General features: G+C 72.0%; 28 protein-coding genes and 1 riboswitch. Of the genes, 12 read left to right on the top strand and 16 right to left on the bottom strand.

Annotation, left to right across the window (positions count from 1 at the left end; all coding sequences use genetic code 11):
• Positions 1-11: 11 nt before the first annotated feature.
• The gene (locus G555_RS0103230; RefSeq protein ID WP_028707751.1) at positions 12-881 is read left to right on the top strand and encodes a phosphoribulokinase; all 870 of its coding nucleotides are present in this window, start codon (positions 12-14) and stop codon (positions 879-881) included.
• Between the two features lie 197 nt (positions 882-1,078).
• Here G555_RS0103230 and G555_RS0103225 read toward each other — a convergent pair whose 3' ends face one another.
• The 10 genes from G555_RS0103225 to G555_RS0103180 form a co-directional block, all read right to left on the bottom strand.
• Positions 1,079-2,029, bottom strand: a complete 951-nt coding sequence (locus tag G555_RS0103225) for a sugar-binding transcriptional regulator (RefSeq protein ID WP_028707750.1) — start codon at positions 2,027-2,029, stop codon at positions 1,079-1,081.
• 115 nt (positions 2,030-2,144) lie between these two features.
• Positions 2,145-5,048, bottom strand: a complete 2,904-nt coding sequence (locus G555_RS17690) for a LysM peptidoglycan-binding domain-containing protein (protein WP_036920995.1) — start codon at positions 5,046-5,048, stop codon at positions 2,145-2,147.
• The gene (locus G555_RS0103215) at positions 5,045-5,452 is read right to left on the bottom strand and encodes a TadE/TadG family type IV pilus assembly protein (protein WP_051208347.1); all 408 of its coding nucleotides are present in this window, start codon (positions 5,450-5,452) and stop codon (positions 5,045-5,047) included. Before G555_RS0103215 ends, G555_RS17690 begins: the two co-directional genes overlap by 4 nt.
• 32 nt (positions 5,453-5,484) lie before the next feature.
• A complete protein-coding gene (locus G555_RS0103210) occupies positions 5,485-5,868 on the bottom strand; it encodes a TadE/TadG family type IV pilus assembly protein (protein ID WP_028707748.1) in 384 nt (127 codons plus the stop codon).
• Entirely contained in the window at positions 5,865-6,041 is a 177-nt protein-coding gene (locus G555_RS22150) for a hypothetical protein (RefSeq protein WP_156887412.1), read from the bottom strand. The genes G555_RS0103210 and G555_RS22150 overlap by 4 nt, the downstream gene beginning before the upstream one ends.
• A 43-nt stretch (positions 6,042-6,084) precedes the next feature.
• Positions 6,085-6,975 carry a type II secretion system F family protein gene (locus G555_RS0103200; protein WP_028707747.1) on the bottom strand — a complete coding sequence of 297 codons (891 nt, stop codon included), beginning with the start codon at positions 6,973-6,975 and terminating at the stop codon, positions 6,085-6,087.
• Positions 6,972-7,811: a type II secretion system F family protein gene (locus tag G555_RS17685; RefSeq protein ID WP_084634648.1), complete on the bottom strand. Its 840-nt coding sequence runs from the start codon at positions 7,809-7,811 to the stop codon at positions 6,972-6,974. The genes G555_RS0103200 and G555_RS17685 overlap by 4 nt, the downstream gene beginning before the upstream one ends.
• A complete protein-coding gene (locus G555_RS17680) occupies positions 7,804-9,237 on the bottom strand; it encodes a TadA family conjugal transfer-associated ATPase (RefSeq protein ID WP_084634645.1) in 1,434 nt (477 codons plus the stop codon). Before G555_RS17680 ends, G555_RS17685 begins: the two co-directional genes overlap by 8 nt.
• On the bottom strand, positions 9,234-10,010 hold the full coding sequence (locus G555_RS0103185) for a hypothetical protein (RefSeq protein WP_028707745.1): 777 nt from the start codon (positions 10,008-10,010) through the stop codon (positions 9,234-9,236). The genes G555_RS17680 and G555_RS0103185 overlap by 4 nt, the downstream gene beginning before the upstream one ends.
• Positions 10,007-10,624, bottom strand: coding sequence for a hypothetical protein (locus G555_RS0103180; protein WP_028707744.1), 618 nt, complete (start codon positions 10,622-10,624; stop codon positions 10,007-10,009). The genes G555_RS0103185 and G555_RS0103180 overlap by 4 nt, the downstream gene beginning before the upstream one ends.
• Before the next feature lie 395 nt (positions 10,625-11,019).
• Here G555_RS0103180 and G555_RS17675 point away from each other — a divergent pair, with 395 nt between their 5' ends.
• The 7 genes from G555_RS17675 to G555_RS0103145 all read left to right on the top strand — a co-directional run bounded on the left by G555_RS17675 (position 11,020) and on the right by G555_RS0103145 (position 16,674).
• On the top strand, positions 11,020-11,673 hold the full coding sequence (locus tag G555_RS17675) for an alpha/beta fold hydrolase (protein ID WP_051208343.1): 654 nt from the start codon (positions 11,020-11,022) through the stop codon (positions 11,671-11,673).
• A 55-nt stretch (positions 11,674-11,728) separates the two neighbouring features.
• A riboswitch (cobalamin riboswitch) is annotated at positions 11,729-11,839 on the top strand.
• Positions 11,840-11,865: 26 nt separating this feature from the next.
• On the top strand, positions 11,866-12,546 hold the full coding sequence (locus G555_RS0103170; protein ID WP_028707743.1) for an energy-coupling factor ABC transporter permease: 681 nt from the start codon (positions 11,866-11,868) through the stop codon (positions 12,544-12,546).
• 1 nt (position 12,547) lies between these two features.
• Positions 12,548-12,895, top strand: coding sequence for an energy-coupling factor ABC transporter substrate-binding protein (locus tag G555_RS17670; protein ID WP_211223161.1), 348 nt, complete (start codon positions 12,548-12,550; stop codon positions 12,893-12,895).
• Positions 12,895-13,653, top strand: a complete 759-nt coding sequence (cbiQ, locus tag G555_RS0103160; protein WP_036920993.1) for a cobalt ECF transporter T component CbiQ — start codon at positions 12,895-12,897, stop codon at positions 13,651-13,653. The genes G555_RS17670 and cbiQ overlap by 1 nt, the downstream gene beginning before the upstream one ends.
• Positions 13,650-14,477 carry an energy-coupling factor ABC transporter ATP-binding protein gene (locus tag G555_RS0103155; protein WP_028707741.1) on the top strand — a complete coding sequence of 276 codons (828 nt, stop codon included), beginning with the start codon at positions 13,650-13,652 and terminating at the stop codon, positions 14,475-14,477. The genes cbiQ and G555_RS0103155 overlap by 4 nt, the downstream gene beginning before the upstream one ends.
• A 4-nt stretch (positions 14,478-14,481) precedes the next feature.
• The gene (locus G555_RS0103150; RefSeq protein ID WP_036920990.1) at positions 14,482-15,546 is read left to right on the top strand and encodes a DMT family transporter; all 1,065 of its coding nucleotides are present in this window, start codon (positions 14,482-14,484) and stop codon (positions 15,544-15,546) included.
• A gap of 210 nt (positions 15,547-15,756) precedes the next feature.
• Entirely contained in the window at positions 15,757-16,674 is a 918-nt protein-coding gene (locus G555_RS0103145) for a COX15/CtaA family protein (protein ID WP_156887411.1), read from the top strand.
• Between the two features lie 54 nt (positions 16,675-16,728).
• Here the strand turns inward: G555_RS0103145 and G555_RS17665 are convergent, their stop codons facing one another.
• Positions 16,729-18,018, bottom strand: coding sequence for an MFS transporter (locus G555_RS17665; protein ID WP_036920986.1), 1,290 nt, complete (start codon positions 18,016-18,018; stop codon positions 16,729-16,731).
• A gap of 177 nt (positions 18,019-18,195) precedes the next feature.
• On the opposite strand from G555_RS17665, the gene G555_RS0103135 reads away from it, so the two are divergent.
• Genes G555_RS0103135 through G555_RS0103125 form a run of 3 tightly spaced genes read left to right on the top strand, consistent with a single transcriptional unit; the run spans position 18,196 to position 19,846 of the window.
• Positions 18,196-18,561 carry a hypothetical protein gene (locus G555_RS0103135; RefSeq protein WP_028707738.1) on the top strand — a complete coding sequence of 122 codons (366 nt, stop codon included), beginning with the start codon at positions 18,196-18,198 and terminating at the stop codon, positions 18,559-18,561.
• Positions 18,562-18,569: 8 nt separating this feature from the next.
• Complete coding sequence (locus tag G555_RS0103130) at positions 18,570-19,226, top strand: hypothetical protein (RefSeq protein WP_028707737.1); 657 nt, start codon at positions 18,570-18,572, stop codon at positions 19,224-19,226.
• Between the two features lie 38 nt (positions 19,227-19,264).
• Positions 19,265-19,846: a DJ-1/PfpI family protein gene (locus G555_RS0103125; RefSeq protein ID WP_028707736.1), complete on the top strand. Its 582-nt coding sequence runs from the start codon at positions 19,265-19,267 to the stop codon at positions 19,844-19,846.
• A gap of 57 nt (positions 19,847-19,903) precedes the next feature.
• On the opposite strand, the gene G555_RS0103120 is transcribed toward G555_RS0103125, so the two are convergent.
• The 3 genes from G555_RS0103120 to G555_RS0103110 all read right to left on the bottom strand — a co-directional run bounded on the left by G555_RS0103120 (position 19,904) and on the right by G555_RS0103110 (position 22,940).
• On the bottom strand, positions 19,904-20,230 hold the full coding sequence (locus tag G555_RS0103120; RefSeq protein WP_028707735.1) for a hypothetical protein: 327 nt from the start codon (positions 20,228-20,230) through the stop codon (positions 19,904-19,906).
• A 128-nt stretch (positions 20,231-20,358) separates the two neighbouring features.
• Positions 20,359-21,849: an FGGY-family carbohydrate kinase gene (locus G555_RS0103115; RefSeq protein WP_028707734.1), complete on the bottom strand. Its 1,491-nt coding sequence runs from the start codon at positions 21,847-21,849 to the stop codon at positions 20,359-20,361.
• Between the two features lie 236 nt (positions 21,850-22,085).
• Positions 22,086-22,940 carry an NAD(P)H-binding protein gene (locus G555_RS0103110; protein WP_028707733.1) on the bottom strand — a complete coding sequence of 285 codons (855 nt, stop codon included), beginning with the start codon at positions 22,938-22,940 and terminating at the stop codon, positions 22,086-22,088.
• 111 nt (positions 22,941-23,051) lie between these two features.
• On the opposite strand from G555_RS0103110, the gene G555_RS0103105 reads away from it, so the two are divergent.
• Positions 23,052-23,420, top strand: coding sequence for a winged helix-turn-helix transcriptional regulator (locus tag G555_RS0103105; protein WP_028707732.1), 369 nt, complete (start codon positions 23,052-23,054; stop codon positions 23,418-23,420).
• A gap of 54 nt (positions 23,421-23,474) precedes the next feature.
• On the opposite strand, the gene G555_RS0103100 is transcribed toward G555_RS0103105, so the two are convergent.
• Positions 23,475-24,152: a hypothetical protein gene (locus G555_RS0103100; protein ID WP_028707731.1), complete on the bottom strand. Its 678-nt coding sequence runs from the start codon at positions 24,150-24,152 to the stop codon at positions 23,475-23,477.
• Complete coding sequence (locus tag G555_RS17660) at positions 24,149-24,679, bottom strand: sigma-70 family RNA polymerase sigma factor (protein WP_084634643.1); 531 nt, start codon at positions 24,677-24,679, stop codon at positions 24,149-24,151. Before G555_RS17660 ends, G555_RS0103100 begins: the two co-directional genes overlap by 4 nt.
• Positions 24,680-24,753 lie beyond the last annotated feature (74 nt).

Below are 24,753 nucleotides of genomic sequence, written 5' to 3'. Positions count from 1 at the left end.
GGCCAGGCACCATGTCAACGAAACATCCCATCATCGCGATCACCGGCTCGTCCGGGGCGGGGACGACGTCGGTCATGCAGACCTTCTCGGGGATCTTCCGCCGGGAAGGGGTCGACGCGACGTTCATCGAGGGTGACAGCTTCCACCGCTACGACCGCGTCGAGATGTCCAAGCGGATCGCCGAGTCGGGAGGGACGCTGAGCCACTTCGGCCCCGAGGCGAACCTGTTCCCCGAGTTGGAGCAGACGTTCGCGTCGTACGCCGAGACCGGCTCCGGCAAGGTGCGGCGTTACCTTCACGACACGACGGAGGCGGCCCCGTACGGGCAGGACCCGGGTACCTTCACCGCCTGGGAGGATCTGCCGTCGAGCGACGTCCTCTTCTACGAGGGCCTGCACGGCGGTGTCGTCACCGACGACGCCAACGTCGCCCAGCACGTCGATCTGCTCATCGGCGTGGTGCCGGTGGTGAATCTCGAGTGGATCCAGAAGATCCACCGCGACCGGGCGAAACGCGGGTACACCACCGAGGCGGTCACGGACACGATCCTGCGGCGCATGAACGACTACGTGCACTACATCTGCCCGCAGTTCACGCGGTCGCACATCAACTTCCAGCGGGTTCCCGTCGTCGACACGTCCAACCCGTTCGTCGCCCGCTGGATCCCGACGCCCGACGAGTCGATCGTCGTCATCCGGTTCGCGAATCCGCGCGGTATCGACTTCCCGTACCTGCTGTCGATGCTGCACGACTCCTACATGTCGCGGGCGAACACCATCGTGGTGCCGGGCGGCAAGATGGAGTTGGCCATGCAACTGATCTTCACGCCGATGATCCTGCGCATCATGGATCGCCGCCGCCGCGCCCTCGACCGGGACTGACCCCCGCTCCATCCGCCGAGCGCTCCCAAACTGCCGGTTTCCTGCTGATTTCCGGGGGTTTCAGAGCGTTCGGCGGGGGTGCCTTGCGGGTGCTCCCGCCCGCTCCATCCGCCGAGCGCTCCCAAACTGCCGGTTTCCCGCTGATTTCCGGGGGTTTCAGAGCGTTCGGCGGGGGTGCCGGGGCCGTGGCCCGGACCTCACATCCGGTCGAGGACGAGCCGAGCGGTCCCTTCGTCGACGACGAGGTGCGTCACGACGCCCGCCCGCAACGCCCCCAGCAGGGCGGGCGCCCGCCGCGGGTCGCCCACGACGCAGATGCGCTTCGGGACCTTGCGAAGATCGCGCGGTGTGACGCCCGACGCGCGGTGGTTGAAATCGATGTCCTCCCAGGAACCGTCCTCGCGCAGCAGGACGGTGCACACGTCCCCGACGATGCCCCGCTTGGTTATGCGGGCGATCTCGTCGGGGTCGAAGTAGCCGGCGGTGTACACCTGGGACGGCACCGCGCCCTGGGGCGACCCCACGCCGAAGATCGCGATGTCCAGATGCGCCAGTTTGTTGAGGACGTACTGGATGGACCGTTCCCGCCACATGGCCGCCTTGGTCTCGGCGTAGTCGAAGAACGCCGGGACGGGAAAGTGGACGACGCGGGCGTCGAAGGCCTCTCCTATCGTCTCGAGGATCTCCCCTATGTACGGGATCCCGGTGCTGTGCGAGTTCGCGCCGCCGTTGAGCTGGACGATGCTGCTGCCCACCAGCGAGCGGTGACCGAGATGCCGGGCGACGTTGGCGACCGTCACACCCCACGCGGCCCCGATCAGCATGTTGTCGCCGACCGCCTCGGTGATGAGCCGGGCCGCGAGCCGGGCGACCTGGTCGAAACGGACGTACTCGTTGGCGCTGTCGCGCACCGAGATGATGTGGACCCGGACACCGAACGCATCGCCGATGGCCTTCGCCGCCGGGGACTGCGAGCCGCTCTGCTCGGCGAGACTGATGCGGACGAGTCCGGTCTCGCGCGCATTCTTCAGCAGTCTGGAGACCGAAGATCGCGAGAGCCCGAGGTGGCGGGCGATGCTCTGCATCGTCTCCCCCTGGACGTAGTACCTGGACGCGGCCTGGTACATGTCGTCGTATCGGTCGTTCATGACGCACCCCACAAATTCCCACGCGCTGGTTGCACAGTGTTTCAGATCTGCGCCCCAAGTGTGAACCTGTGCCTACCCGTATTGCCAGTCGGTCGCGGCGTGCCGCGGCGGGTTTTCAGGGCAGGATCGTGCGGGCTCGGATGCGCCCCTCCATCACCTCCTGGAGAAGCCGGACCGTGTCCGTCCGGAGGTCGACGCCGAGCCGGCGGGCGTGTGCCGTGGTCTTCAGCGCCAGACGCTCGACCTCACGATGATTCCCGGCCCGGCGTTCGGTGCGGATCCGTGCGCACAGCAACTCCTCGTCCTCGGGCGAGACGGTCAGCGCGCGGGCGATCGCCCACCGCGCACGGTCGATGTCCCCCGCGTTCAGGGCGTGATCGGTGAGTTCCAGCCCGATGTCGCGGATCGTCGCCATGATGTCCATCCGCAACTCCTCGGCCCAGCTCCACTGGCCGGGCGCCGCGTCCGCCAGCACGGCGCCGCGCACCATGCCGAGCGCCGTGTGCAGCGTCTCCGGCGGTGTGCGATTCACCCCGGGCGCGATGAGAATCTGCAATTGTTGCCAGTCCGAACTGACGGCGGGGTGCAGCCAGATGCGCCCCGAATAGGCGTCCGGCAGGTACGCGGCGCCGTCGTCGTCCTTGCCGAGCCACGACCGCAGCCTGCTCACGGACGACCGCCGCGACGACTCGGCGACCAGCAGCGACGACGTCATCGCCGCGGCGGTGCTGCCCTGATGCTCCAGGAGCCAGGCGCAGTACTCCATGCAGGTCCGCTGCCCCCGTGCGGGCGGGGAGCCGGTCGTCCCGAGCAGTTCGATCGGCCCGAGAAGGTTGAGGAGCGGATGCAGCGGTCGGTGGCTTCCTGGCACGGCTTCCTCCTGGCGGCTGACGACGAGGGGACGGTTCGAGGGCGTGGAAGGGGGCGGGTCCTCGCCCTCGGGGGGCCACCACGGGGCCGGGGTGGACCGGGGGCTCTCGGCGACCTGGCGGAGCTCCGCGACCGCCGCCTGCGTCTGCGCGGCCAGGCGTTGCGCGTGCGACACCGCGGGCCCCTGCGGCAGCAGGCGACCTCGCAGAGCGGCCTCGGGGCCGGTCACCTCCCAGGTCGCGGGGCCGGTGTCGTGCGCGAGGACGACCGTGACGCCGGCCTCGTGGGCGCGCGCGGCGAGCACCCTGTCGCGCAGGGCGGCGGGGAGTCGTCCGCCGAACACGAAGACCGCGGCGGGCCGGACGTCGGCGAGTCCGTGGCGAAGTCCCTCGCGCCGGGCCGCCACGAGCGATTCCAGCCCGTCCACCAGATCGTCCTCGGTGCCGGAGCAGACGTCGTCGCGCGCCGGGAGGAGGAGCCCGGCCAGCCCCGGGGTCACATGGAGCAGCAGGTCGGGCGCCCACGGAGCGGTGGCCAGTTCGAGCACCCAGGCCGTCGCCACGTCGTCCACGGCCGACGTCGGGCCGCAGATGCCCAGCACCGGGGTGGACAGCAGATCGTGCAGGACGGTCTCGCCGTCGAGCTCGCCGAGCGTGACGAGGGCCGGGTACGGGTGCGGCCCGGCCGGGTCGCCCGCGTCGGCCCGCGCGGAGGCAGGCAGCACCCATCCGTCGGCGGCGGCCTCGAACAACGCGGGCGGCGCGGGGGGCGCGCCGTCGAAGGCGAGGACGATCCGGTCGCGGGTGACGCCGAGGCGCGACAGAGGCGGCGGGTCGATGCCGAACACCTGGCAGTGCTCTCCGACCAGGCGCAGGGCTGCGTCGAGCAGGGTCAGCCGCAGGGGATCGGCCACGGTCGCCAGAGCCGTCCGGACCCGGGCACCGTCCTCGCCGGGCTGCAGGAAACGTCGCCCACGCGGGCGGCTCCATCCCTGCGTCTCCCGCGACGCCGCCAGCGCGGCGCAGATCCCGGCGGCCATCAGCGGGCCGGCTCCGCCGAGGAGCAGGAGCGCGGGGTTCGCGGCGGACTCGCCGGCGATCACCGTGGCCCGATCCTCCGTGTCGACCTCGTCGGGTGAGCCCGTCGTGGCTGCCGGCGTGGCAGGAGCCGACCCCACCGGGGGGTCCGACGTGGGCTGCGCGGTCCGCGGCGTCTGTGCCGAGTCCGGCCTGGCCGCGGGTCGTTCGGGTGCCGGCGGCTGCGGGGACGCGGTCCCCGCCGAGCCGGGGAGTCGCAGCACCCAGCCGATGTCGATCTGGTCGGGATCGGCGATCTGATCGAGGTTGAGTTCGTGAATCTCGCGCCACCGCTCCCCGTCGCCCAGGGACCGCTCGGCGATGGACCACAGGGAGTCGCCGCGCTGGACCGTGACCGTCCGGCTCTCTCCCGATGCCCTGTCCAGCGGAGCGGCGGGAAGACGTGGCCCGGCCGCGAGACTCGTGCCGGGCGGGTTCGCGTCGGCCGGGAGCCGCAGGATCTGGCCGGCCCGGAGGTCGAGGCGCGGGTCGAGACCGGGATTCACCGCGACGAGATCGGACCACCGCGCTCCGGAGCCGAGGAACTGCTCGGAGAGTGTCCACAGGTCGTCGCCGGGAGCCACCGTGTAGGAGAGGTGCGCGTCGTCGACGGCCTGCGTCTCCGCAGCGGGCGGCGGAACGGCCTCCGCCGCGGTCGCCGGCCGCTCGGCCTCCGGCACGGCGTCGGGGACCGGCGCGTACAGCACCGAGGCGTGGGCCGGCGGCGGGACGTCATCGCCCGCGACGGCGCGCAGGGTCGCGAGAGCGGCGACCGCCCCCACGAGGAACGCCGCCGCCGCGCGCGGCGCCCGCAGCCCGCGCGGTGTGCGGACCCGCCCGTGCGACACCCGCTCGGCGAGCTCTGCCAGCAGCGAGACGACGAACACCAGCCACGCGGCCCAGCCCGCGAGGACGACGGCGAAGGTCAGCAGCGTCCCGTCATCGGGCATGAGCAGGATGCGCCAGCCCCGGCCGAGGTCGGGCGGACGGAACGCGGCCGCCAGCAGCACCGGAGCGCCGGCGACGAGCCCCAGCAGGACGAGCAGGGCGAGAACCCCGCGCACGATCTTCATGCGTGTCTCCCTCGGTAGCGGTCCAGGACGGAGGAAGCGGAGTGGGCGACGACGATCGTCCCCGGCCGGCCGGGGACGATCAGGCCTCCGAAGGACACATGGCACGCCACGGCGACCGTCACCGTGGCGGGCCGACCGACGGGGACGGCGAACCCCGACGTGTCGACGGCGACATCCCGCGATCCGCACCCGACTCCGGCACCGTCCAACTCCGTCGTGGCGACGAGCCGCGCGGCCGCCTCCGCCGCGGAAGCCGAGCGCTGCAACGTGGCGGCCCGGGCGGCCGAGGCCGCGGCGCGTTCCACGGTCGTGCGGGCGTGCCAGTACCTGCCGCCGCCGGCGACGACGCCGAGAAGCACGATCAGCACCGGGACGACGATGACGAGCTCGACGGACATCGACATGCCCCGCTCGTCCCGCGGGGGTGGCGGGTGTCTCATGGTCGGGTCGCCGCCTCGACAGGTCGCGTGGCCTGTTCGTGGATGCGGCCGAGGCCGCCCACCTCGACGGGCAGGACGGCATTCCCGCGGACGGTCACGGTCACGAGGCCGTCCGCCCGGCTGATCGACACGTCGATCTCCCGGACGCCGGCGTTCTCGGCGATACGGATCGCCTTCCGGCGCGCCTCGTCGGGATCCCCGGTCGCGGCAGCGGCGGTGTCGCCGGCCACCGCGGCGGCGGTGGCAGCACCCATGCGGGCGTACATCCACAGACCCACGGCCAGCAGGCCGAGGATGAGGGCGAGCAGCAACGGCATGAGCAGCGCCCAGGCGGTCGAGTCCGCGAGGCCGCGTTCGTCGCGCCGTTCCGGGCGGGTCATTGCAGGCCTTGCAGCTTTCCGGTCACGTACGCCGTGACGACGGTGACGATCAGCAGCGCGACGGCGACCGCGCCGGCGACGAGGAGGGCGTTCTCCGTCGACTGCGACAGCCCGCGCTCATCCCTCCTCGGTGCGGCGACCAGCGATGCGAGGACCTGGAACGGGATCAGCACGGGTACTCCTTGGGTAGGGGTCGGTTCGGATGGACGGGGCCGGTCAGGGGGTCAGCAGCCGAAGCAGCGGGGGGACGAACAGGATCAGGGTGAAGACGAGGGTCGGGACGGTCATGGGCAGGGTCATGCGTTCCGACACGGTCTGTGCGGCGATGCGCCGGCCGGTGAGGTGTGCATCGCGAAGCTCGGCCACCCGGGCCCGGAGGACGCCGGCCAGGGCCGCGCCGGACTCGTCGAGCCGCATCACGTCGGCGATGTCGTGGAGCTCGGAGAACTCCAACTCGTCGGCGAGGGCGCGTAGGTGCGCGTACGGTGCCGTCTGCTCCAGCCGCGCCCGGTCGAGCGCACCCCGGATGCGGGTGAAGACGGGATGCTGCGACACCTCTGCCGCTGCCGCGAGCGCCTGGGGCCCCGACCTGTTGGCCAGACGCTCCAGGACGACGAGGTCGAAGTAGGTGAACAGGGCTTCGCGGCCGTCGCTGCGATCGGCCTTCGCCTGTCGCCGCAGCACCAGGTCGGGCACGAGGAACCCGGCGACCGCGCCGGCGAGTCCGGCGCCGATCGGAACGAATCCCGGGAGACCGCCGACGCCCGCGAGCACCCCGGTGAGGACGAGCGGGGCCGCGAGGCCGACGAGTGCCCAGATCAGCTTCTCCGCGTAGAAGTCGCCCACGGAGCGCTCCTGGCGCAGCAGTGCGGAGCGCTGCCGGGTCGTCAGCGGGAGCCGCACTGCGCGGAAGACCGCGGCGCCGACGCGTTCGAGCCGGCCGTCCCCGGCCGCGATGCGGTCCTCGGACGCGCCCCCGCGGATGCCGTCGAGGACGTCCAGGGCGTCGGTCAGCCGCGGCGGATGGTGGACGGCTCCCGCCGCGATCAGCCAGCTTCCGCCCGCGAGGAGCATGCCCGCGATCAACGCGATGACCGGGCCGGTCACTGGAGGATCCTCTCGCGCACACGGGGAGCGGTCAGGCGGCGCAGCCAGACGAGCGACCCGAGATAGGCCGCGAGCAACGAGGCGAGGATGATCTGTCCGTACCACGTGCCGTACGGGGCGAAGAAGTCTCGTCCGAGGATGATCGCCCCGCCCAGGATGACGAGGGTGAGGACGGTGACCTGCCGCACCACGATCCGGGGCTTGGCCTGCTCGGCCTCGATCTCCCGTCCGGCCCGCAGCCGGTCGCCGATGGAGTCGGCCAGCGACTGGAGCGTCTCGACGGCACCGGTGCCGCCTCGTTCCGCGGCGAGGACGAGGGCGGCGAGAACGGCGTCGGCGTCGGGGCTGGCCAGGTCGTCGGCGGTCGCGAGCAGCGACTGGCGGATCGGCCACCGGTCGTCGAGCCGGGCCACGAGCGCCGCGACGGGATCGGCGAGGAGAGCGGGGACCTGGCGGCGTGTCGCGCGGATCGCATCGGGGATCGACACCCCCGTGGACAGGGTCGCGACCAGGAGCCGCACCCATCGGTCGAGGGCCTCCAGGAGGAGGAGGTCTCGATTGACGGGCGTCGCGAGCAGCCCGGGCAGCAGCAGGACGACGGCCGGGACGAGGATCGTGACGACGGGCCACCCGGTCAGTGCCGTGCCGAGCACGCCCCCGGCGACGGCGAGCGCGACCCTGCCGGTGGCGGCCGTGCCGAGCCGCCGCCGCCGTTCGCGGTGGCTTCGGCGGCGCTTCGATCCCCGTCGCGGAACCACCCCCGTCAGTCCGGCCAGGAACGCGCAGAGGCCCCCTGCGATCAGGGCCCCGCACGCGAGGGCGAGCACCTCAGGCATGGCGATCGCCCCTCGGGGAATCGTGCGGCAGGAACTCGGCGAGGTCCCGGCGGAGCCTGTCGCCGGGATCGAGGACGCCCGGGGTGCCGCCGGACGCGCGGTAGACGAGGTGGGTGACGGGACGCTCCCTCTCGACGGCGCCGGTCAGGCCGCGGACCTCGGAGACGACGCGCCGCCGGCGCCCGCCTCGCCAGGTGTCGTCGGTGAGCTGCACATGGATCAGCAGATCCAGGTGGTGGGCGATCTGCCGGTACGCCTCGGACATGGTCAGGACCCCGCCTTCGGCGACGCGGGCGGCGAGGCGGTCGATCGTGGACTCCGCCGAATGGCTGTGCGTCGTCGACAAGGTGCCGGCACCGGCCTGCATGGCCTGGAACATGGCGCCTGCCTCGGTGCCGCGGACCTCGCCGACGACGAGCCGGGTGAGGTTCTGCCGCAGCGCCTCGGGGATGAGGTCGGCGACGGAGTACTCCCCGAGGTGCCGACCGTCGACCAGTTCGCCCATCCCGATGCGCGCCTGGAGCGCGACGATGTTGGAGCGACCGGGCTGCAGATGCGTGAGGAGCTCGTAGTCGGTCTCGAGCGTGCCGAAGCGCTCGCCGTGCGGGATCGCCGCGATGAGCGCCCGCAGCAGGGTGGTCTTCCCTGCGCCCTGGTCGCCGGCGATCACCACGGACTTGCGGGCGCGCACCGCCGCGGTGAGCAGTCGCGCCAGTTCCCGGGGGAGCATTCCCGTGTCCGCCAGGTCGGGGAGGGACACGTCGGTGAGCGTGTGCTGCCGGATGGTGATCGCGGGCCTGTGCGTGAGTCCGAACGCGATCGCATGGAGCCGGAACCGGTCGCCGAGCGCCAGGGTCATGGTGGGATGCGCCTCGTCGAACGGGCGCGACGGCGTGGCGGACTCGCCGAGGAAGCGGATGGCCTCGATGAGTTCCTCGTCGCTGTCCGCGACGGGCGGGTGCGGCGTCCGGGTGCCGTCGGGGAACTGCACCATGACGGACTCGTGCCCGTTGATCTCGATGTTCTCCGCGGCCGGGATCTCGAACAGCGGCTGGAGGCGGCCATAGCCGAAGATCGCGCTCTCGAGCGCCTGTGCGTACACCTGCTCGGTCGCCAGCGACCACAGGGCCAGCCCGGCGTCGCTCTGCTGGCGTGCGTGCGCGCGGACGACCGAGCGGACGACCGAGCGCCCGAGCAGCCGGCGGTCGAACTCGGGAAGAGGACGGCCCGTGCTCGCGAGGTGCGCGGCGAGGCGTGCCGCGATCTCGGCCGAGGCCACCCGGCGAAGGCCGACGATGAGCGGCCAGTCGATCCCGTCGGGTTCGCGAGCGAACTCGGGACGCGGCGCGGGCGGGGTCGCCGCGGGCATCGTGGGATCGAGGCCGTCGTCGCGGGCGAGCAGCGGGATCGTTCCGAGAGGCTTCATGAGGCGCCCTGCCGGGCGTGGGGCCGCGCAGCGAGGGCCGAGAGTCGCGAGGCGGCCGCCACGATCGAGCGACGGTAGGGCGATTCGGCGAAGCGGCGGGGCGCGGGGTGACCCTCGCTGAAGACGCCGGCGGCCACGGGATCGTGTGCCACCGTGGCGACGATGGGCGTCTGGAACTGCGCGGCGATCTCGGCCGCTCCGTAGGGCTGCCCGTCGCCGACGAGAAGCAGCCCGACGCGCGTCCCCGCCTCGCGGGCGGCGTCCTGCAGCGGCGGCAGGTACAGGCGCAGTCCGGCGAGGGAGCGCAGGCTGGTCCGGCAGCACACCACCAGCGCATCGGCCCGGGTCACCAGGACGTCGGGCAGTCCCGTCCGCCCGATCCGGCCGCCGTCGACGATCACGTCGGTGCCTGCCGCGCTGGTCGCCTGGAACGCGTCCAGCAGCGCCGGCCACACCGGGGCGAAGAGGTCGCTTCCGGCCGGGTGCACGAAGCCCGGAAGAAGGCTGCGGTACGGCGGCGCGCTCGTCAGGGGCATCGTCGCCCGCAGGATCTCGGAGTCGAGGGACCGCCCTTCCCGGTGGACGAGGGCGAGGGCGGGGAGGCCCCGTCCGCTCGGATCGGCACCCGCGAGGTATCCGGCGAGGACGGCCTGGTCGGGGTCGCGGTTGCAGTCGGCCAGCAGCGCGTCCCGCGGCCATTCCAGGGTCAGCCCCACCGCGGTCGTCGTGACGCCCGGGGAGCCACCGGCGGACGTCAGCACCAGCACGCTCACGGCGCCTCCAGGATCAACGCGAGCTGATCGACCGCGGCGAGCCGGGCGACCGTCTCGGCGGACGCCGCGGGCACCCACACGTCCAGCACGCGGGCGCCGTCGGCCGTCTCCAGCGGAGCGGAGGCGACCGTTCCCCGCACGCTGACCGGGCTCGTTCCGGCAGCGTCCGGCGGCGGCACCGAGATGATCCGCACCGGCGTTCCGCGGGGGAGGGCGGCCACGGGCAGCCGGCCGAGCGGGAGCCTGATCCCGACCTGTGCCCGCCCCGCGGGCTGCTCGGACGTCCCGGTCGTGCCCTCCAGGACGATGCTGCCGGCGGGGAGGTCCACCAGTGCCTCCTGCCCGACCAGATCGGTGAGCCGCGCCGACGGGACGGCTCGCATGCCGCCGAGATGCCCGACGGTCATCTGTACGAGATCGTCCGCGTCGACCACCTCGCCGCGCATGACGGTGGCGGCCATGGCCACGACCACGTTGGCCGTCGCGGCGCGCGAGTAGAGCAGCAGCGACCCGACGGCGCCGAGGCAGATGGCCAGGATGCCCGCGGCGATCCAGCGGGGATTCCGGCGTGCCCGCAGGTGTCGCGCGGGTGCGGCTGATGGCGGAACGGTCATGGGGGCGGCCCCTCGAACTTGGGTCGGTTCCCTGGCGGCGTGTCAGGTTGACAACAGACTCTAGGACACCCGAGTCCATTGAATGATGGACTCTTCGGCGTTCTGTGGACAGTGTTGTGGACAGTCCGGTCGAAACCTGGACGATCAGTGCAGAAACCCTGTCCTGTCAGGGGGATCAGCCGTCGGCGGGAGATCCCGTCATCCACAAGGCGGACACGCTGTTGACCCGCGTCGGGCCCCCGTGTCTCCGATGGCCGTGCCCGCTCGTCAAGGGACGTCCACAGGCTGGACACAGCCCGAACCGGCCGATCCGCGGGCCGGAGGGCCTGCGCGGGACCCGACGCGGATGAGCGTCCCGGCCCGTCTCGGATTGCGGCCCGAGCTAGGTTGGCCGAGTGGAACCTGTCGTCTGTCTGCACGGGGCGGCGAGCCGTCCTGCGACGTGGGATCGGGTGCGCGGCGCACTCCACGCCCACGGCCGGACGACCCTGGCGTTCCCGCTGCTCGGCCACCGCGGCGCCGCGTGTCCCGGCAGATATCCGCTCGTCGCGTTCCGTGACGACGTCCTGAGGCGCCTCGACCACGCCGGTGTGGAGCGGCTGGCCCTCGTCGGGCACTCCCTCGGGGCGTACACGGCCACGCTCGTCGCGCAGCACGACCCCGACCGCATCACGCGCCTCGTCCTCGAAGACCCCCCGGTGCCGCCGCGCGGCCCGTACGACGGGCCTCCGTTCCCGTGCCGCACCGCGCTCGGGATGTGCGCGCTCGCTCCGCTGGGGATGCGCCGTTTCGACCCCCGGCTGATGTGGCAGGTGATCGCGCAACTGACGTCGCCGCAGCAGCAGTGGTGGGCCGCGCTCGGAGCCGTCTCCGCGCCGGCGCTCGTCGTCGCGGGCGGCCCGCTGAGCCGGGTCCCGCTGCCACGCCTCGTCGCGCTCGCGACCGCCCTTCCCGACGCGCGCGTCGTCACGGTCGCGGCCGGTCACCGCGTCCACTCCCGGGATCCGCAGGGCTTCCTCGCGGCGGCCATGCCCTTCCTGCTGGACTGAGACGAGCCCCCTCGGCGAGTGCCGCGGATCGGCCTCCGGGCCGTCCGAAGTGTGGCATCATGCCAAGTGCCTGCGTGACGGAACCCGGTGCGAATCCGGGACGGTCGGGCCACTGTGATCCAGCTTCGGCTGGCAGTCAGATACGTGCGCAGGCGTCGGTTCCTTAGGCCACGTCACCTAGAGAGGGAACTCATGCATATCGCTGAGGGATTCCTGCCTGTCGCCCACTGCGTCGCCTGGTACGCGGTGTCCACACCATTCATCGTCCATGGGGCCCGTGCGGTCGTGAAGCAGGCGAAGGAGCACCCCGAGTCGCGCCTGCTGCTCGCCGCCGCCGGGGCGTTCACCTTCGTCCTGTCCTCCATCAAGCTGCCATCGGTCACGGGCAGTTCCTCCCATCCCACCGGGACAGGGCTCGGCGCGGTGCTCTTCCGGCCACCCGTGATGGCGTTCCTGTCCACGATCGTCCTCGTGTTCCAGGCGCTGCTGCTCGCGCACGGCGGCATCACGACGCTCGGCGCGAACGTCTTCTCGATGGGCATCGCCGGGCCGTGGGTGGGCTACGCGTTCTGGACGCTGTCGAACAAGCTGAAGCTGAACCGCAACGTCGGCGTGTTCCTCGCGCTCGCGTTCGCCGACCTGTCGACGTACGTCGTCACGTCGTTCCAGCTCGCCCTCGCCTTCCCCGACCCCGTCTCGGGCATCTTCGGCTCGGTGGCGAAGTTCATGGGCATCTTCGCGATCTCGCAGGTGCCGCTCGCGATCGCCGAGGGAATCCTCGGCGTGCTCGTCTTCCGTCTGCTGACCGATGTCGCCCGGCCCGAGCTGGAGCGGCTCGGCGTCCTCGGCTCCCTCGCGGTGAAGGAGGCCTGAGATGGGAAGGCTGCGGAAGTCCACCGTCAACATCCTGCTCGTCGCCGCCCTCGTCGTGATCTTCGCGGTCAGCTTCGTCGTCGGCGGCACCCGCACCGACCCCGAGGAGCGCTTCGGCGGCACCGACGGGGCGGCCACGGCGCAGATCGAGGAATCCAATCCCGACTACCAGCCCTGGTTCGAGCCGTTCTTCCAGCCCGAGTCCGGCGAGGTCGAGTCGGGCCTGTTCGCGCTGCAGGCCGCCCTCGGCGGCGTCGTCCTCGGCTTCGCCTTCGGCGGGCTGTGGGGACGTCGCCGGAGCAAGGCCGCGGCTCCCGACGGCCGGCCGTCGCCCGATCCCGCCGCCTGATGGCCCACGGCCTCGCGCTGGACCACGCCGCGTGGTCCAGCCCGTGGCGCGTGCGGTCGCTGCGTGACAAGGGAATCCTGTCGGCGGGACTGCTGCTCGCGGCGGTGTCGCTGCCGTCCGTCCCGGGTGGGTGCGCGGTGGCGGTGGTCAGCCTGGTGCTGCTGGTCGGGCCGGTCGGGGTCGGCTGGAGGAGGCTCGGCCGGATCGGCTGGGTGCCGCTGGTGTCGATCCTGATCGGGGTCGCGACGGTCGCCGTGAGCGTCGCGTGGGACGGTGCGCTCGTCGTGCGCGTCACCCCCGAGGGAGTCGCCACGGCCGGCAATCTGCTGATCCGTGCCCTCGCGGCGACCCTGGCCATGTTCGTGCTGGCCTGCTCGACGCCGATGGTCGACCTGCTGGAGGGACTGCGCCGGGCGCATCTTCCCGATGCGCTCGTGGAGATCGCGGCCCTCGTGTACCGCTTCACGTTCGGGCTGCTGGAGTCCGCCGGAGCCATCCACGCCGCACAGGAGGCGCGCCTCGGCTACGCGACACGGCGGGCTGCGATGCGATCGGCGTCGATGGGGGTCGCCGTCCTGTTCGTCCGGGCCTGGGAGCGTGCGCGGCGGCTGGAGGCCGGCCTGGCCGGACGCGGGTACGAGGAGGGTCTGCGCACCCTCGCGCCCGAACGCGTGCGGTCGACGGGGTTCCTCGTCGCGAGCGTGGCGGTGGTGGCGGCGATCGGCGGCGGCGCGCTCGCGTGGGAGTGGGCGCGATGAGCCACCGTCACCTCACGGCCGAGGGACTGTCGGTTCGCTTCGGGGAGCACGAGGTGCTGCGGGGGACCGATCTCGACATCCCCCGGGGCGGGCGGCTCGCTCTGCTCGGGGCCAACGGCTCGGGCAAGACGACGCTGCTGCGCACCCTGTCGGGGGCGATCCGCCCCGGGGAGGGACGCGTGCTGGTCGACGGCGCCCCTGTCGCCTACGATCGGCGCGGTCTGCGGGCCCATCGTCAGGTGGTCCAGTTCGTCGCCCAGAACCCCGACGACCAGCTCTTCGCCGCGGACGTCCAGCGGGACGTGTCGTTCGGGCCCGTGAACCTCGGCCTGCCCGAGGACGAGGTGCGTCGGCGGGTGGACGAGGCGCTGGGCGTCCTGTCCATCGCCGATCTCGCCGAGCGCCCGATCCACGAACTGTCGTACGGGCAGCGCAAGCGGGTCGCGATCGCCGGGGCGCTGGCGATGAAGCCGTGCCTGATCCTGCTGGACGAGCCGACCGCCGGGCTCGATCCGCAGGGCGTCGACGAGATGGTCGCCGCACTGGAGAGCCTGCTGCGGGCGCGGACGACAGTGGTGATCTCAACCCACGAGGTAGATTTCGCCTTGTGGTGGGCCGATTCGGTAGCAGTGTTGGAGAGTGGTGCGGTGCGGCACGGCGGGCCGGCGGCCCTGTTGTCCGACGAGGATCTCGTGGGAAGGGCGCGTCTTCGGCAGCCCATGGTGCTGCAGGCGGCCGCGCGGCTGGGGCTGGACCCGGCCGGTATCCGCGACGTCGCCGGGCTGGTGGATGCGGTGCGTGCCGCCCAGGAGCAGTGGAGGTGAGTGGATGAGCCGCCGGATCGCGTCGTCCGCGGGGGCGTTGGCCGGTCTCGGGTCGGCCGTCCTGTTCGGTGCCGGGGCCCCGGTCGCGAAGCTGCTGCTGGGCGACATCAGCCCGTGGCTGCTGGCCGGGCTGCTGTACACCGCGTCGGGCCTCGCCCTGTTCGCATGGCGGCTGGTGCGCCGGAGCCCGCGTGTCCACCTCGCCCGCGCCGACATCCCGCCGCTGGCCGGCGCCATCGTGTTCGGAGGCGTCCTCGGCCCCGTGCTGCTGATGCTCGGCCTCAGCGCGATGCCCGCCTCGGGGGCGTCCCTCCTGCTCAATGCCGAAGGCGTGTTCACGGCCCTGATCGCGTGGGTCGTCTTTCGCGAGGCGACCGACCGGCGCGTCGTCGCCGGATTCGCTCTGATCGCGCTCGGGGCGGTCGTCCTGTCGTGGCCGGGCGCCGTCGAGTTCTCCGGAGTCTGGCCCGCGGCGGCCGTGCTCGGCGCCTGCCTGTGCTGGGGGATCGACAACAATCTCACCCGGCAGGTGGCCCTCACCGACGCCACCTGGCTGGCGGCCGTCAAGGGAGCGGTCGCGGGCCCGGTGAACCTCGTGCTGGCGCTGGTCCTCGGAGCGACGCTGCCCGGGGCCGTACCGCTGCTCGGGGCGGCCGCGGTCGGCGTCGTGTCGTACGGCATCAGCCTGGTGCTGTTCATCACCGCCCTCGCGAAGGTCGGGACGGCCCGCGCCGGGGCGTACTATTCGGTCGCCCCCTTCGTCGGCGCCGGCCTCGCGGTCGCACTCGGCGACCCGCTCGGCTGGCCGCTCGTGGTGGCCGCCGTCCTCATGGGGGCGGGGGTCTGGCTGCACCTCACCGAGGCGCACGTCCACGAGCACACGCACGAGCCGATCACGCACGAGCACTGGCACACCCACGACGACGGGCATCACGACCACGTCCACGAACCGCCCGTCCCGGCCGGGGTGCGGCACCGGCACGTCCACACCCACGAGCCCGTCACGCATTCCCATCCGCACTTCCCCGACAGCCACCACCGCCACAGCCACGGTCACGCCGAGGTGTGAGCGGCGCCCGCGGCGGGTCAGCGAGTCTGCCAGGGGTCGATCACCGGGACGCCAGGGTGGGCTCCCCGGTACCGGGGAGCGTCACCGGAATCCCGCCGCGGTGCTTGTCACGTCACGAATCGCCAGCGGCGGACGTCCCGGACTGGCATGATCGGCACCGGCGACCCCGGCGTCCGGCCGCGGCGTGCCGCGGATCCAGGAGACCGGCTGATGAGTGTGACCGAACAGGTGCCCGTCCCGCGTCGGAGCTACCGGCTGGCGACCGGCTTCACCCTCGGCGCCGTCCTGCTCGGGTCGGCCGTCTGCGCGACCGAGTCGGGACTCGCCTGCCCCACCTGGCCCGGGTGCTTCCACGATCAGGTGACGCCCAGCGGCCTTCACTCGGCCATCGAGTTCACCCACCGGGTCGTCGCCTTCGGCTCGCTGGTGTCCCTGGGTTTCGCAGCGTGGTTCGGGCGGCGCCTTCCCGACAGGCGCCTGCGGTGGTTCCCGTTCGCCGCGCTGGTCGCCGCGATCGCCTCGGGCTTCTTCGGCATGATGATCGTGCTCTTCAGCCTGCCGAAGGCTCTCGGCGTGCTGGACGTCGCAGCGGCTCAGGTGGCGCTCTGCCTCATCTCGTGGGCGGCCGTCCGTCTGGAGGACCCGGGAGACGGCGAGTCCCGACTCGGCCGGTGGGGCTGGGCGACGACCGGCGTGGTGATCGTCATGCACCTGCTCGGCATCGTCGTCGCCGGCGAGGGATCGCTGGTGCGCTGCCTGGGCTGGCCCGTGTGGCGGATCGTCGAGGGCGACGAATACCCGGCGCTCCAGTGGGCACGCCTCGCGCTGGGAGCGGTCGCCGTCGTGATGCTGGCCTGGCTGCTGGTGCGGGCCTGGGGACGCCGCCGGTTGCGTGTCCACGTCGTCGTCCTCGCCGCCGCATGGCTGGCCGAACTCGTCCTGGGCCAGGCCATCGTCGGTCAGTTCACGGGCGGTCAGCCCCGCAACATCTGGCTGGCCGCGGTGTACTCCATGCTCGCCGGCGTCATCGTCTGGCTGATCGCGATGCTGGCGGCACGCGCCGGGCGGGCCGAGCCCGGGGACGCCCCCCCGCCGCAGGACGAACCGGCGCGGGCGGTCGCCGCCTGACGCCGCCCGGGCGGGCGGAAGGCCCTGTCGGCCCGTGCGCAGCGAGCCCGGACGTCAGGCCTGTGTCGGCGTGCCCCCCGTGGAAGGCCCCCCGGCGACGGCTCGGGCCTCGCGCAGCGCGGCACGGCCCACCGGCAGGGACACGGCGAGCACCGCGGCGGCGAAGGTCGCGACCCCCGCGAGCACGAGGACGACCTGCACGGACCAGACCTCGGCCAGCGGACCGAAGACCGCCATGCCCAGGGGCATCGCCACGGCCGACACGATGCCGAAGAGACCGAACACCCGACCCTGCCGCTCCGGCTCCACCGACTCCTGCAGCACCGTCATGGACGGGGTGGAGAAGGCGGGCACGACCGCACCGGTCAGGAACATGAAGACGTAGAACACCCACAGATTGGGCGACAGGCCCAGGGCGATCGACAGGATGCCGAAGGCGATCGCCGAGCCGAAGATGAGGCGGATGCGGTCGAGCCTCGCGCCCCACAACCCGACGGTCGCGCCCGCGATCAGCATGCCGACCGAGAAGGACAGCTCCAGCACCGTCAGCTTCCACACCTCGTCGCCGAAGGTGTTGGCGACCATCAGCGGCGTGAGGTAGGACGGCGCCGCGGCGAGGACCATCACGACGGCGTTGAGCCCCAGCAGCCACCGTACGAGCCCGTGCCCGGCCGCGTACCTCGCCCCCTCCACGAGGTCCCCGAAGTAGCTGACGGCCTCGGAGGACCGCGCGACCTTGCCGACGGGCACGAGCGCAAGAAGCCCGATGCCGATGATCGCGGTGCCGACGTCCACGAAGAACACGGCACCGATCGGCAGGACGCTGTACAGCAGGGCCGCGACCGCGGGACCGATGAGCATCAGTCCGGACTGGATGCTCTGGTTGAGCCCGTTGATGGTCATCAGGTGAGTGGTCGGCACCAACTGGGGGATCAGGGCACCGACGGCGGGTGTCTGAATGCCCGCTCCGGCGGAGCGCACCGCGAGCGCGCAGAAGATGAGCCACAGGTCGGTCCGCCCCGACAGCATCAGCAGCGCGAGGACGAGGGTCGTCAGCGCGATCACCGCGTCGGAGCCCATGATGAGCAGCTTCCGGTTGTGCCGGTCGGCCCAGACGCCGCCGAAGATCGAGATGATCGCCTGCGGGAGGAACCCGAACACGGCCGACATGGCCACGGCGACGCCGTCCTTGGTCGTGAGCGTGATGTACCACATCACCGCGTACTGCACGATCATCGAGCCGAACAGCGACACGGCCTGGCCGGAGAGGAACACGGCGACATCGCGCCGCCAGTGAGGGCGGTCGGCGGCGTCGAGCTCCGGCGAGGCGGCGCGTGAGTCCATTCGGCCACCCTACAAGCCGCGTCGGACAGTCCTGTGCGGAGTCTGTGGGGCCCGGAAGGACCGTCGCGCCGCCTCGCCGGGACGTCCATCGAGTCGGTGACTGCCGCCGACCCGTTCTCCCGGGGGACGATGGGGCACCGCGCGGGGACGCGGTGGGATGGCCCACGGGGAGGCGCCATGAAGTATGTCCACGAGAGCACCCCTTCGCAGCATTGGACCGATGAGTCCTACCGGTTGCAGCAGGAGGGGAGGATCAGGACCGCCGCCGCGAGACGCCGCACGGGATGGCGGATCACCGCGGCGGGGCCGTGCCCGCGCTGCTCCGGCCCCTTCACCTTCCGCGAGGAGGCCGAGCAGTCCGTCGTGGCCCGGCTGGACGACGAGGTGGCCGACGCGGAAGGCGTCGCGTCCGCCGCCGCGCTCGGGGACGGTGACGGACCTCCCTCGACCGTGACCGTCACCTGCGACGCACCCGGGATCTACGACGGCGCGCCCGGCGGTGTCGCCGGGTGCGGCGCCTGCTTCACGCTGTACGTCCTGTGAGGAGAGCCATGTCCGAACCGCAGACCCCCCGGCCGTTGCCGGACCGTCCGCCCGCCGCGCCGACGGCGGAGGCGCAGCGTCGCAGCCAGGACTGGCAGCGGCTGGCCGCCCTCGCGGAGAAGGAGGTGCCCACCTCCGTCGATGCCTGGAGAGGCGGCCTCTCGGGGCTCGTCAGCACCGCCGCCGCGGGGCTGCTGCTCATCAAGCTGCCCGATGCCGCCTCGATCGACCCGGCCTGGAGGATCGCGGTCGTGGCGATCGCCGTGGTCGCGACCGTCGCGGGCCTCACATCGCTGTGGACGGCGCTGACGGCGACGGCGGGGCACCCCGCCACCATCTCCCGTGCCGAGTTCGAGCGGCGGTACGAGTCGTTCGACGACTTCAGCGTCCAGCGGCGCAGCGGGTCCGTGGCGCGGCTCGCCGTCGCCCGAGGGGCGGCGGTCGTGAGCGTCGTCGCCCTGCTGATCGGGGCGTCCCTGCTGTGGCTCGCGCCGCCGAAGGCCACGACGCCGTACCTGAAGGTGAGGACGAGCGCCGCGACGGTGTGCGGGACGGTCGCCTCGGGCGACCACGGCGAGGTGCGCCTCGACGTCGCCGGCGAGCGGGATCCCCACGTCGTCCGCTACGCCGACATCCAGAATCTGTGGGTCGTGTCCTCGTGCTGACGCCGGGATCGCTCGGCGGCGTCGGCGATACTGGCCGGGTGAGACGACTCGGGATCCTGCTGTTCGACGGGGTGGAGGAACTCGACGCGATGGGCCCCTGGGAGGTCCTGTCGTACTGGACCAGCCACCACCCGGCCGACGGCTGGGAGACGCGGCTCGTGGCCCGTGACAAGGTGCCGGTCACCGCCGCGAAGGGCGCGGTCCTCGTCCCGCACGCGGCGTGGGCGCCCGACCTGGATCTCGTCGTGATCCCCGGCGGCGCCGGGACGCGCGCGCTCATGAGGGACGCCGGCACCCTCGCCTGGGTGCGCGACCTTCGCGAACGCGGCGCGCTCATCACCAGCGTGTGCACGGGCGCGCTGGTCCTGGCTGCCGCCGGGCTGCTCGCGGGACGTGCCGCGACCACCTACCATGCGAGTTTCGGCGAGCTGCTCGCCGCCGAGCCGACCTGCCTGCCCGATCGCGAGGCGCGCTGGGTCGACACGGGGGACGTCGTCACCGCCGCCGGTGTGTCCGCGGGGATCGACATGGCGCTGCATCTGGTCGACCGCCTGGCCGGGCGGGAACGGGCGCGGCAGGTGCGCCGCGGGATCCAGTACGATCCCGAGCCGCCGGTCTGACCGCTGCCGGTCGCGGCCGCCGCGTGCCGGCCATCGCTCCGGGTCGAGCCCGCAACGTCAGGCCCGGCGGTCGGACGCCAGGTACGCCGTGCCCGCCGTGACGGTCGTCGCGGTCAGCACCGCCGGCCACGGGCCGATCCTCCGGGCCAGGGGATGGGACGCGCCGAACGCCGCCACGTACAGCGCGAGCAGCGCGGCGGCCGGCCCCGCGCCGTGACGCGCGTACCAGGTGCGCCCGGCCCACACCGCCGCCGCCCCGAGCAGGACGGTGCCGAGCGGCCGAACGCCCGACTCGCGGGCGCTCACCCACCCGCCGATGAGGCCGAGGGCGGTGACCGAGGCGGTGGACACGTCGCGTGCGGGCTTCCAGCGCGGAGAAGTCATGGCGTCACCCTACGTCGGCGACCTGCGCGGGCGGCGTGGTGCCGGCGTCGCGCCCCCCGCTCCGGACACGGCTCACGACACAGCACGAGGGGTGACGGCCAGGCCGCCACCCCTCGTCCCGTCGAGGATCAGCCGTCGATCTGCTTGGCGGCCAGGAAGTGCGCGATGTCCTTCGTGGCCGGGTACAGCTCGAGGTAGCGGGCGAACATCTCGTCGTACAGCCCCTTGTTGTCGGGGTTCGGGGTGACGGTCGCCGCGGGCTCCATCCAGCTCGTCGCCTCGTCGGCGGCGCCGACGTTCTGGGCCGAGATCAGCGCGTCGCCGTAGCTGGCGCCGATGGCGAGCTTCGGCAGCACCTGCTCGATGCCGCAGACATCCGACATGATCTGGGTCCACAGGCCGCCCTTGGTGCCGCCGCCGACCGCGACGAAGCGCTTTCCTTCGCCGCCGGCCTCCTTGATGGACTCCAGCAGGTGCCGGGTGCCGTAGGCCGTGGCCTCCAGCAGCGCCCTGTACAGCTCGCCGCGGGTGGTGCTCAGCGTCAGGCCTGCGATCACGCCGCGGGCCATCGGGTCGCTGATCGGCGTCCGCTCACCGGCGAAGTACGGCAGGGCGAGCAGTCCGTTGGCCCCTGGCTTGACCTCTTCGGCCTCCTCGGTGAGCACCGCGTACTCGACGCCGCCGGTGAGGTCCTTGAGCCAGGTGGTCAGTGCCCCGGAGGCCGAGAGGCCGCCGGCGAGGGCGAACGTGTTGCGGTACACGCTGGTGCAGGCCCACAGGTTCGGGTGTGCCATGACGTGGTCGGCGATCAGATCGGCGACGATCGTCGAGCCGTACATCAGCATGACGTCGCCGGCGTCCTTCACGCCGACGCTGATCGCCTCGCTGAAGGCGTCGGTCGTGCCGACGCCGACCGGGATGCCTTCGGGCAGCCCGCTGAGCCGGGCCCCCTCGGCCGTGATGTACCCGGCGATCTCATTGGAGTACTTCAGCTCGGGGAGGGCCATTCCGGGGGCGCACAGCTCGGACCACTCGGGGATCCAGCTCTGTGTCCGGGGCGAGTACATCGGATCGAACATGGACGCCGACTGATGATCCAGCACGTAGGCGCCGGTCAGCTTGAAGGCGACGTAGGTCTGGCTCATGAAGAAGTACTTCGCCTTCTCCCACACCCAGGGTTCGTTGCGGACCGTCCACAGGAACTTCGGGCCGTGCGACTGCGAGGTCAGCAGGTTGCCGCACCGTTCGAGCAGGGCGTCGACGCCGAGCTTGTCGGTGAGTTCCTCCACCTCCTTGTAGGCGCGGGTGTCCACGCCGTACAGGATCGCCGGGCGAAGCGGGACCCCGTTGGCGTCGCAGAAGACGCTGCAGGGTCCGATGCCGGACGTCGTGATGCCGACGATCGGGCCGCTGGCCTTGTGCAACAGATCTTGTGTGATCGCCAGGAAGTCCGCCCACCACACCTCATCGGCGTCGTGTTCGACGTGACCGGGCTTCGGCATGGATGTCCGGTGCTGCTGCTCCGAAGTGGCGATGACCTTGCCGTCCAGCTCGGCCAGCACCCCCTTCGAGCTTCCGGTGCCGAAGTCGATGCCGATGACCAATCCTTGGTTAGTCATTTCTTGCTCCTCTCTGCGGGCATCGCTGCCCGCTCGGGTACGGCGCGACCTTGCCTCCGTCCATGAGCAAAGTACGCGATGGCCGTGTGAGGGAACAGCGGAAGAAGATCGAGAAAAGAGCAAACTGCCGGACGGTCCCGGAGGATGCCGTACGGACGCGGCGGGATACGGCGGGCGGAGGGCCGAAGGGCCTCGCCCGGCTGAGGTCCGCACAGCCGGGCGAGGCCGTCGCCCGTTCAGCGGGCTTCGCGCAGCGTATCCGCCAACGGGGTCGTCGGCCGTCCGAGGAGCCGCGACAGCGTGCCGTCGGTGTAGCCGAGGGTGCCGTCGGCCACGTTGGCGTCGAGGGCGACCGCGAAGCCGACCGCCGCCTCGGGCACGCCCGCGGCCAGCAGCGCGGCGCGATGCTCGTCGCCGGTCACGTGGCGCACCTCGACCGGACGACCGGACACGGCGGCGAAGGACTCCGCCACGTCTTCGGGCAGGAGGGCCCGGTCGCCGGCGAGTTCGAGCACCGCCGCCGGAGGCTCGGCGGCGAGCAGGACCGCGGCGGCCGCCTCGGCGTAGTCGGCTCGGGCGGCGTAGGCGATGCGGCCGTCCCCGGCGCTGGTGAGAAGGACGCCCGACGCGGTGGCCCGCTCGTAGTCGGGCACGGCGTTCTCGTTGTACCAGTTGTTGCGGAGGATCACGGCGGGCAGTCCCGCCTCGGCGATGGCCTCCTCGGTCGCCTTGTGCTCGGGAGCCAGGAGCAGCGTGGACGTCGTGGCGAACGGGGCGCTGGTGTACGCGAATCGTGTCACGCCCGCCCGCGCCGCGGCCTCGATGACGTTGCGGTGCTGCGCGAGACGTTGCCCGATCTCGTTGCCCGAGATGAGGAGCACCGTGTCCGCGCCCGCGACAGCGGCTGCGACCGTGGCCGGATCGGTGTAGTCGACCACCGCGGTCCCGAGACCGCGTCCGGCCAGCCCGCTCAGCCGTTCGGTGTTTCGCCCGACGGCGATGATGTCGCCGGGCTCCGCGCCGCGGGCGAGGAGTGCGTCGATGACGAGGCCGCCGAGGTGACCGGTCGCGCCGGTGACGAGGATGGTCATGGTGAGGGTTCCTTTCGTCGGTGCGCGGGTGCGCGTGTCGCCAGGGACAACCTCTGCCGGGACGACGCGTATTCCGGAATGACGGTACCCACTTTCTGGTTAGGTACAGGTATGTCTGTTAGTTTTGCGGAGTTGCGGGCCCGAGGCGGCGACAAGCCTCTCTTCTCGGCGGAGTGCTCGACCCGCGTCGTCCTCGACCATGTGACGCGCAAGTGGGGCGTCCTCGTGATCGTGGTGCTCTCGGGCGGCACGCACCGCTGGGGGGAGTTGCGGCGCGAGGTCGACGGGATCAGCGAGAAGATGCTGGGCACGACACTGCGGACCCTCGAAGCGGACGGCTTCGTGCACCGGGAGACGTTCGGAACGGTCCCGCCGCGGGTCGAGTACTCGCTGACCAACCGGGGGCGGGAACTCGCCGAGCGGCTGCTGCCCCTCGTGGAGTGGGTCGCCGACTACGTGGGCGAGACCGTCGAGGACTGATGCCCGTCGGCGTCCCCGGAGCGCCGCTCGGCAGACCGAGCATCTTCCGGCGGCTCACGAGTCGTGGGCGGATTCGAGTATCTGGTGAGCCAGGTTCGCTTGGTCCGAGGTGAAGACGACGGTGATCCGTGTATCTGCGATTGTGGTTTCCGCGTGTGTCCATGTGGACGACTCGGGTTGCCAGGGCGCTGGGGCGGAGGCGTCGTTCAGGGTGACATGGATGGCCTGCGCGGCGTCGGGGAAAGCGGGGCACGTGGTCGACGTGCTGCCGGTGGCATAGTCGAGGTCGATGTACGGCCGCGCCGGGGTTGCCGGCCGGGCGCAGTAGTCCGGGCGCGGTGCGGACCCTGTGGTCCAGTCGTCGGGGACGGCGACAGAAACGGAGCCTCTGGTCTCCCAGCGGAAGCCGCTGGGAGCGGCAGGTGTGCCGACGCCGCCCCCTGCCTCGATGTAGGGCGTCGTGGTCTCGGTGCCGGAGGGCACGGGTTCGACGGACAGGCGTGAGGCGACGGCGATGCCGACGACGAGGGCGATCACGCCGACGCAGACAACAGTCGCGAGAACCAGCCTGGTTCTGGCTGCGCGAGCGTGGATCTCCGCCAGCATGGCCCCGGTGAGCGGAGTGGCTGCCGGGTCGCTGAGGGTCTCCAGGGCGCGTGTGAGGCGGTCCCGGGTGCTCCGGTGGGCTGCCGCGTCGGTGGGCTCTTCTGGGTTGGTCTGGTCTTGGTTCATGGTTGTTCCTTGTCAACCGCATCCCGCAGGGCGTTCAATGCGTGGCGGACGACGGATCGGGCTGCCGCGTCGGTGCAGTTGCAGAGAGTTGCGATGTCCGCGTAGCTGCGGTCCTCGAGGTAGCGCAAGGCAACGATGGCCCGTTGCCGCGGCTGGAGCCCGCGCAGCAGTTCGGCGAGCAGCGCCGCATCAGCGAAGGCGTCGGTGGCGTCGCCATCGGTCCGGGTAGCGGGATCGAGATCTGGATATGGGGTGGTCTTCCGCGTCCGCCGCCATCGAGTGATGTTGGCGTTGACGATGGAGCGGCGGATGTAGGCGTCTGGGTCGCCGTGGGAAGACACGCGCCGCCATCGGGGGTAGATGCCCACAAGGGCGTCCTGCACCGCGTCCTCAGCGTCGTGGCGGTTGCCGGTCACGATGTAGGCGAACCGCATCCAGGACTCCCACTGGGTGCGGACGTAGCTGTCGAAGTCCGGTGGCGCGGGTCGCCCACCGGCTCCGTCCGTTTCGCCTGTCGTCCTTGGCATCGTCACATTCTGCCCACACGCTCCGGACCGGCGTTTCGTGCGTGGCGGCGGGGTGCCGCGCGAAGGGCGATGGG

The organism is Propionicicella superfundia DSM 22317 (assembly GCF_000423465.1).
Classification (GTDB): Bacteria; Actinomycetota; Actinomycetes; order Propionibacteriales; family Propionibacteriaceae; genus Propionicicella; species Propionicicella superfundia.
Note: the sequence above shows the minus strand (reverse complement) of the source record. Positions and strands in the feature narration are given on the sequence as shown.

Bases quoted from the DNA above. Each gene is read 5' to 3' on its own strand.
- G555_RS0103180 (WP_028707744.1), bottom strand. From the start codon at position 10,624: ATGACCGTTCCGCCATCAGCCGCACCCGCGCGACACCTGCGGGCACGC.
- G555_RS17685 (WP_084634648.1), bottom strand. From the start codon at position 7,811: ATGCCTGAGGTGCTCGCCCTCGCGTGCGGGGCCCTGATCGCAGGGGGC.
- G555_RS17690 (WP_036920995.1), bottom strand. From the start codon at position 5,048: ATGAAGATCGTGCGCGGGGTTCTCGCCCTGCTCGTCCTGCTGGGGCTC.
- G555_RS17665 (WP_036920986.1), bottom strand. From the start codon at position 18,018: ATGGACTCACGCGCCGCCTCGCCGGAGCTCGACGCCGCCGACCGCCCT.
- G555_RS0103115 (WP_028707734.1), bottom strand. From the start codon at position 21,849: ATGACTAACCAAGGATTGGTCATCGGCATCGACTTCGGCACCGGAAGC.
- G555_RS0103130 (WP_028707737.1), top strand. From the start codon at position 18,570: ATGTCCGAACCGCAGACCCCCCGGCCGTTGCCGGACCGTCCGCCCGCC.
- G555_RS0103145 (WP_156887411.1), top strand. From the start codon at position 15,757: ATGAGTGTGACCGAACAGGTGCCCGTCCCGCGTCGGAGCTACCGGCTG.
- G555_RS0103135 (WP_028707738.1), top strand. From the start codon at position 18,196: ATGAAGTATGTCCACGAGAGCACCCCTTCGCAGCATTGGACCGATGAG.
- G555_RS0103210 (WP_028707748.1), bottom strand. From the start codon at position 5,868: ATGACCCGCCCGGAACGGCGCGACGAACGCGGCCTCGCGGACTCGACC.
- G555_RS0103100 (WP_028707731.1), bottom strand. From the start codon at position 24,152: ATGAACCAAGACCAGACCAACCCAGAAGAGCCCACCGACGCGGCAGCC.
- G555_RS0103170 (WP_028707743.1), top strand. From the start codon at position 11,866: ATGCATATCGCTGAGGGATTCCTGCCTGTCGCCCACTGCGTCGCCTGG.
- G555_RS0103105 (WP_028707732.1), top strand. From the start codon at position 23,052: ATGTCTGTTAGTTTTGCGGAGTTGCGGGCCCGAGGCGGCGACAAGCCT.
- G555_RS0103225 (WP_028707750.1), bottom strand. From the start codon at position 2,029: ATGAACGACCGATACGACGACATGTACCAGGCCGCGTCCAGGTACTAC.
- G555_RS0103230 (WP_028707751.1), top strand. From the start codon at position 12: ATGTCAACGAAACATCCCATCATCGCGATCACCGGCTCGTCCGGGGCG.
- G555_RS0103155 (WP_028707741.1), top strand. From the start codon at position 13,650: ATGAGCCACCGTCACCTCACGGCCGAGGGACTGTCGGTTCGCTTCGGG.
- G555_RS17660 (WP_084634643.1), bottom strand. From the start codon at position 24,679: ATGCCAAGGACGACAGGCGAAACGGACGGAGCCGGTGGGCGACCCGCG.
- cbiQ (WP_036920993.1), top strand. From the start codon at position 12,895: ATGGCCCACGGCCTCGCGCTGGACCACGCCGCGTGGTCCAGCCCGTGG.
- G555_RS0103110 (WP_028707733.1), bottom strand. From the start codon at position 22,940: ATGACCATCCTCGTCACCGGCGCGACCGGTCACCTCGGCGGCCTCGTC.
- G555_RS17670 (WP_211223161.1), top strand. From the start codon at position 12,548: ATGGGAAGGCTGCGGAAGTCCACCGTCAACATCCTGCTCGTCGCCGCC.
- G555_RS0103215 (WP_051208347.1), bottom strand. From the start codon at position 5,452: ATGTCGATGTCCGTCGAGCTCGTCATCGTCGTCCCGGTGCTGATCGTG.
- G555_RS0103120 (WP_028707735.1), bottom strand. From the start codon at position 20,230: ATGACTTCTCCGCGCTGGAAGCCCGCACGCGACGTGTCCACCGCCTCG.
- G555_RS17680 (WP_084634645.1), bottom strand. From the start codon at position 9,237: ATGAAGCCTCTCGGAACGATCCCGCTGCTCGCCCGCGACGACGGCCTC.
- G555_RS0103150 (WP_036920990.1), top strand. From the start codon at position 14,482: ATGAGCCGCCGGATCGCGTCGTCCGCGGGGGCGTTGGCCGGTCTCGGG.